This window comes from Bacteroides sp. MSK.18.37 (assembly GCF_019129155.2).
GTDB classification, from domain to species: domain Bacteria; phylum Bacteroidota; class Bacteroidia; order Bacteroidales; family Bacteroidaceae; genus Bacteroides; species Bacteroides ovatus.
In genome coordinates this window covers 1-4,148 of sequence record NZ_JAHOIB020000005.1, presented here as the reverse complement: position 1 = coordinate 4,148, position 4,148 = coordinate 1, and the positions used below count along the sequence as shown (strand labels likewise).

Annotated in this window: 8 protein-coding genes; 7 read left to right on the top strand and 1 reads right to left on the bottom strand. The window is 45.8% G+C overall.

Annotation, left to right across the window (positions count from 1 at the left end; translation table 11 throughout):
• Nucleotides 1-307: 307 nt before the first annotated feature.
• The 7 genes from KSX81_RS29080 (at nucleotide 308) to KSX81_RS29050 (ending at nucleotide 2,981) form a co-directional block, all read left to right on the top strand.
• A complete protein-coding gene (locus KSX81_RS29080; RefSeq protein ID WP_004295507.1) occupies nucleotides 308-559 on the top strand; it encodes a hypothetical protein in 252 nt (83 codons plus the stop codon).
• The gene (locus KSX81_RS29075) at nucleotides 556-831 is read left to right on the top strand and encodes a type II toxin-antitoxin system YoeB family toxin (RefSeq protein WP_004327436.1); all 276 of its coding nucleotides are present in this window, start codon (nucleotides 556-558) and stop codon (nucleotides 829-831) included. Before KSX81_RS29080 ends, KSX81_RS29075 begins: the two co-directional genes overlap by 4 nt.
• A 10-nt stretch (nucleotides 832-841) precedes the next feature.
• Nucleotides 842-1,039 carry a hypothetical protein gene (locus KSX81_RS29070; protein ID WP_004295503.1) on the top strand — a complete coding sequence of 66 codons (198 nt, stop codon included), beginning with the start codon at nucleotides 842-844 and terminating at the stop codon, nucleotides 1,037-1,039.
• 192 nt (nucleotides 1,040-1,231) lie between these two features.
• Nucleotides 1,232-1,531, top strand: a complete 300-nt coding sequence (gene mbpA, locus KSX81_RS29065) for a mobilization protein MbpA (protein ID WP_004327437.1) — start codon at nucleotides 1,232-1,234, stop codon at nucleotides 1,529-1,531.
• A complete protein-coding gene (mbpB, locus tag KSX81_RS29060; protein WP_007560590.1) occupies nucleotides 1,528-2,322 on the top strand; it encodes a mobilization protein MbpB in 795 nt (264 codons plus the stop codon). Before mbpA ends, mbpB begins: the two co-directional genes overlap by 4 nt.
• Nucleotides 2,279-2,731: a mobilization protein MbpC gene (gene mbpC / locus KSX81_RS29055; protein WP_004295511.1), complete on the top strand. Its 453-nt coding sequence runs from the start codon at nucleotides 2,279-2,281 to the stop codon at nucleotides 2,729-2,731. Before mbpB ends, mbpC begins: the two co-directional genes overlap by 44 nt.
• Before the next feature lie 19 nt (nucleotides 2,732-2,750).
• On the top strand, nucleotides 2,751-2,981 hold the full coding sequence (locus KSX81_RS29050) for a hypothetical protein (RefSeq protein WP_004295510.1): 231 nt from the start codon (nucleotides 2,751-2,753) through the stop codon (nucleotides 2,979-2,981).
• A 36-nt stretch (nucleotides 2,982-3,017) separates the two neighbouring features.
• Here the strand turns inward: KSX81_RS29050 and KSX81_RS29045 are convergent, their stop codons facing one another.
• Nucleotides 3,018-4,043, bottom strand: coding sequence for a replication initiation protein (locus KSX81_RS29045; protein ID WP_004295509.1), 1,026 nt, complete (start codon nucleotides 4,041-4,043; stop codon nucleotides 3,018-3,020).
• Between the last annotated feature and the right edge of the window lie 105 nt (nucleotides 4,044-4,148).

Here is a 4,148-nt window from a genome sequence, read left to right as displayed (position 1 = left end):
TGTGGGGACTAAACTCCCAAAGTGTGGGGAAACACATGTTCTAATCCCTTTATTTATGGGCGTTTGCGAAGAAGTGATAGAGCATATTACAGACGATGCTTATAACAGACAAGGGGAATTTATAGAGCTAAGTGGTTGATTTACTGTCGGAAAAAGAAAAACGATAGGGAAAAAGAGCAAAGCAAAACCAACCAACGGGCGGTAGGATTGGAAACGGGTTTTTATGGCGTGTACACGTTTGTGTACAAAATGTTTGTATTTTATTGAAATATAGCTATCTTTGTGCTGAATTTAAAAGCAAACAGATATGGAAGCATTATCAGTAAGAGAATACCGTAACAACCTCGCAGCGTCTTTCACCAAAGCTGACAATGGCGAGCAGGTACTAATTCGCAGGAAAAACGAGATTTACGCTTTGGTAAAAGTTGGTCGTGAAGATTTGATGATAACCCCGGAGCTGCAAGCAAGGATTGACAAGGCAAGGGAAGAAATCAAATCCGGAAAGTGTGTTACCCTCAAAAGCAGTGAGGATATTGACGCTTATTTCGATAGTCTATGATGTACACAATTAGGGTTTCCGACGGGGTGGATAAGGTGATTGCCAAATGGAAGAAATCAAACCCCAATTTGTTCAAGAAGTATAAGAAAATCTACAAAGAATTGTTAGAGCACCCTAAGACTGGGCTTGGGCATCCCGAAGCGTTAAGGGGCGGTGGGGATATTACATGGTCTCGACACATTACCGCCCATGACCGGATAATCTATGACATTTACGAGGAAGTGGTAGAGGTCTACATCTTGGAGGTAGAGGGGCATTACAACGATAAATGATAAAACTGTTATGGTCGAATATTGTGTTTACTGGTTAGAGAACGGCGAGCCTATGCACGAGGTGTTCTCTTCTCTTGCCGCCGCCGAGATGTACTCATGTGCGATAAGAGGGAAAGAAAACATTGAATGGGTGGAGGTGTCCGAAGAAGAAACCATTGATTTGGACGAACTGGAAGACATGTTCCCGGATGACTTCTGCGGCGTGTAATCCCCTTGGGTAGAAATGGGGTAGAATTTGTTAGGCTGTGGGGGATTTTCTAACACGCCGGGGCTTTTTGCTGGGCGGTTGGCGTGGATGTATTCCCATGCGGCATGTGTATATATAGCAAGAAGTGTCCTTGTCGGACAATTCTTGCTTTTCTCGCTTTGCTCAAAAAGATTTTAAGATTACCTTTGTGGCATGGAACTAAGACGGAACGAAAAGATTACATTCCGGTGTACCGAACTTGAAAAGGACGCACTTGCGGAGCAGGCAGCCCGGTGCAGTCTAAGCGTATCGGAATACTGCCGGAGTTTGTCCCTTGGGGGGCGCCCAAGGGAGAGGTACACCGAGGAGGAACGGCAGCTTCTCCGGGACATAGCCCAGTTGAAAGGAACGCTCCAACGGCTGAACAACTACTTCGGTGGTCGCCAGTACCGGGAAGTGTTCGAGGAGAACCGGGCACTAATTACAGAGCTCAAAAAAATACTCTCACGATGATAGGGAAAGGGAAAAGCATATCACATGGTGTGGCGGCATTGGAGTACGACCTCGCCAAAGAGATAAACGGGCAGGCAGTAGCCACCGAGATAGCCCGGCATGAACTTTATGGGTGTACTGGTGCGGAAATGGTGCAGGAAATGAAACCGTATCACATTGATTTTCCGAACGTAAAAAACAACTGCCTACGTTTCGAGGTCAGCCCCTCGATAGAGGAAAGCGCCACCTTTACGGATGCGGACTGGGCGGAACTTGGTAACGACTTCATGCAGCGCATGGGGTTGGCGAACCACCAGTACATCATCATCCGGCACAGCGGTACGGAGAGCAAGAAAGAGCAAGCCCACCTGCACATACTGGCAAACCGGGTTTCCCTTTCCGGGGAACTGTACCGGGACAACTGGATAGGGAAAAAGGCAACGGAAGCCGCCAATGCCATAGCCAAGGAACGGAACTTTGTACAGTCGCAGGACATTGGCAAAGTCAACAAAGCGGAAATCAAGGAAGCCATGGACGGCGTATTGAAGAAGATGCAGGGCTTTGACTTTACCAAATTCAAGGAAGAACTTGGTAAGAGAGGTTTTAAAGTCCGGGAAGCCAGGGCAAGCACCGGGAAACTTAACGGCTACTATGTCACAGCCCGAAGCGGTACGGAGTATAAGGCAAGCGAGATAGGGAAAGGCTACACTCTCGCCCATATCGAGCGGACACAAAGCAAACTGAAGTGCAACTCAATGAACATATCTCATGGAAACAAACTCACACCCGGAAGCGGCAGCTTCCAACGTTAAGCAGGGACAGTACAGCCCCCGGAAAAGAAAAGATACAACGCCAAGGGTAAACCCGCAGCTTGCGGTAGAACTGGTGTATCAAGAACTAAAGCGTGTTGAAGTCTATACGAAGCGCATAGAGGACGCAACAGCCCGAAAGGTACAAATAGACGGGAAAAGCCTTGAAAGTGCCGAAAATCGCCTAAAAAACGTGTTGGCGGACTTTGAACGGCAGGGGTACAGAATGAAAAACGGCGGTTATGTGGACAAACGAATTTCGTTCTACTCAATCCTTTGTGCTGTTATCTCCCTATTGTTCGCTTGTTTCATGTGCTATCTTTGGACGGATGCAGCCAAAGACCGGGACAACTACAAGCAGTATTATGAATACTACCAAGAGCAGGCAAGGGAACAAAAGGGGAATAAATAAACATCTAACTTTACGAATTATGGGAACAACGGAACACGAAGAACCCCGGTTCTTCTTCATACTGAACAAGGGTGCGAAGTCCGGCGGCGAAATCACCCATGCCGTCCTAAACGGTAGTATCGTTTCGAAGCCGGCAGGCTGGGACGCCTTTCATGGGCTTGCACTGGCGAGAGAGAAACTAAGCAGCGAGGAAATACAACAGCAGATGAAAGAACTTGGTGTAGAAATGGAAATCGTTCCTCTGATTTGACAAGATTACCCGGAGTGTTTCAGCCGGGTAATCTTGTTACTTATCCTTGATTTTCCCTTTAAGGGCGTTTATAATCCACCCTTTCGGATTGTTCTTTTCTCGTGATTTTCCGTTTAGGAGAGCCAGTTCTCCGATAAGGTCGGTTATCTTTTCTTGTGCCGTTATGAATGTCTCTTTGTTCCGGTTTATCTCTTCCGATGTGAAGCCGCAGGAATAACGGAGGTACTCGTACACATGGCTGTCTATCTGATATCGTGCTGTAACCTTTGCTTGCAATTCTTTCCCTTCCAGTTCTTCATCTCTGAACTGTGGTTGATAGACCGGGTAGAACCTAAACCCGGTCACCTTGCTACGTTTGTTGTTTGGGTTTTCACGCACTTTCACGTAGTTGAAAGTGTATGGGCAGCTCTCATCAAGCGCAGCCTTTGCTGGTTTCAAAACTCTTTCCTCAAAATGATCTATTCTGTCTTTTCCGTTCTTGTCCTTGTATTTGTCCGCAGGTATGCCAAGACGGTCTTTCAAGTTTTCAAGGGATATATCCAAAGGGTACACCTGCCCACTCATTAACATGTAAAACCTAAGGGAATACCCAGTAGGTAGCGCAAGAGCCTTGTTTAACTCAAATTCTCTGTACCCCTTGGCGAACTTGGTAAACACATCCCAAAGGTCGTTAGACACACGAAAGGTTATAATGCCAGTGCGTTTTTTATATTTTGGGTTAGATATAAATCCGCACTTCCACCATTCCTCGTCATCTTCGTAAGTAAAAAAACGTCCTGCCAAAGAATCGAGTGCGGCTATGATTTCATTGTAATCACGTCCGGAAAAAATAACGTCAGATACATGCATTTGTGCATCAACATCCCAAAGTCCATGCTCAAACTTGCGTTTCGTGCCTGCATAATCTTTCAGTTTTACTCCCTTTAGTTCAGCTTGGCACGCTTCCAGTATGCGAAGAACTATTCTTTGTTCGTGTATGGACATGTCTTGCTGTTTTGACCATGTATATACCCATGAAACAACAACATCTTTATTCTTGGTAATAGGTAGTTTCTTTTTCATAAACGATTGATTTGCTGCAAATATACACAATCCCCACATTAAAACAAAAAAAGAGGGGTAAAACTCCCAAAGTGTGGGGACTAATTTACTTTTAAACTCCCAAAG

Bases quoted from the DNA above. Each gene is read 5' to 3' on its own strand.
- mbpA (WP_004327437.1), top strand. From the start codon at position 1,232: ATGGAACTAAGACGGAACGAAAAGATTACATTCCGGTGTACCGAACTT.
- KSX81_RS29075 (WP_004327436.1), top strand. From the start codon at position 556: ATGATGTACACAATTAGGGTTTCCGACGGGGTGGATAAGGTGATTGCC.
- mbpB (WP_007560590.1), top strand. From the start codon at position 1,528: ATGATAGGGAAAGGGAAAAGCATATCACATGGTGTGGCGGCATTGGAG.
- KSX81_RS29045 (WP_004295509.1), bottom strand. From the start codon at position 4,043: ATGAAAAAGAAACTACCTATTACCAAGAATAAAGATGTTGTTGTTTCA.
- mbpC (WP_004295511.1), top strand. From the start codon at position 2,279: ATGGAAACAAACTCACACCCGGAAGCGGCAGCTTCCAACGTTAAGCAG.
- KSX81_RS29070 (WP_004295503.1), top strand. From the start codon at position 842: ATGGTCGAATATTGTGTTTACTGGTTAGAGAACGGCGAGCCTATGCAC.
- KSX81_RS29050 (WP_004295510.1), top strand. From the start codon at position 2,751: ATGGGAACAACGGAACACGAAGAACCCCGGTTCTTCTTCATACTGAAC.
- KSX81_RS29080 (WP_004295507.1), top strand. From the start codon at position 308: ATGGAAGCATTATCAGTAAGAGAATACCGTAACAACCTCGCAGCGTCT.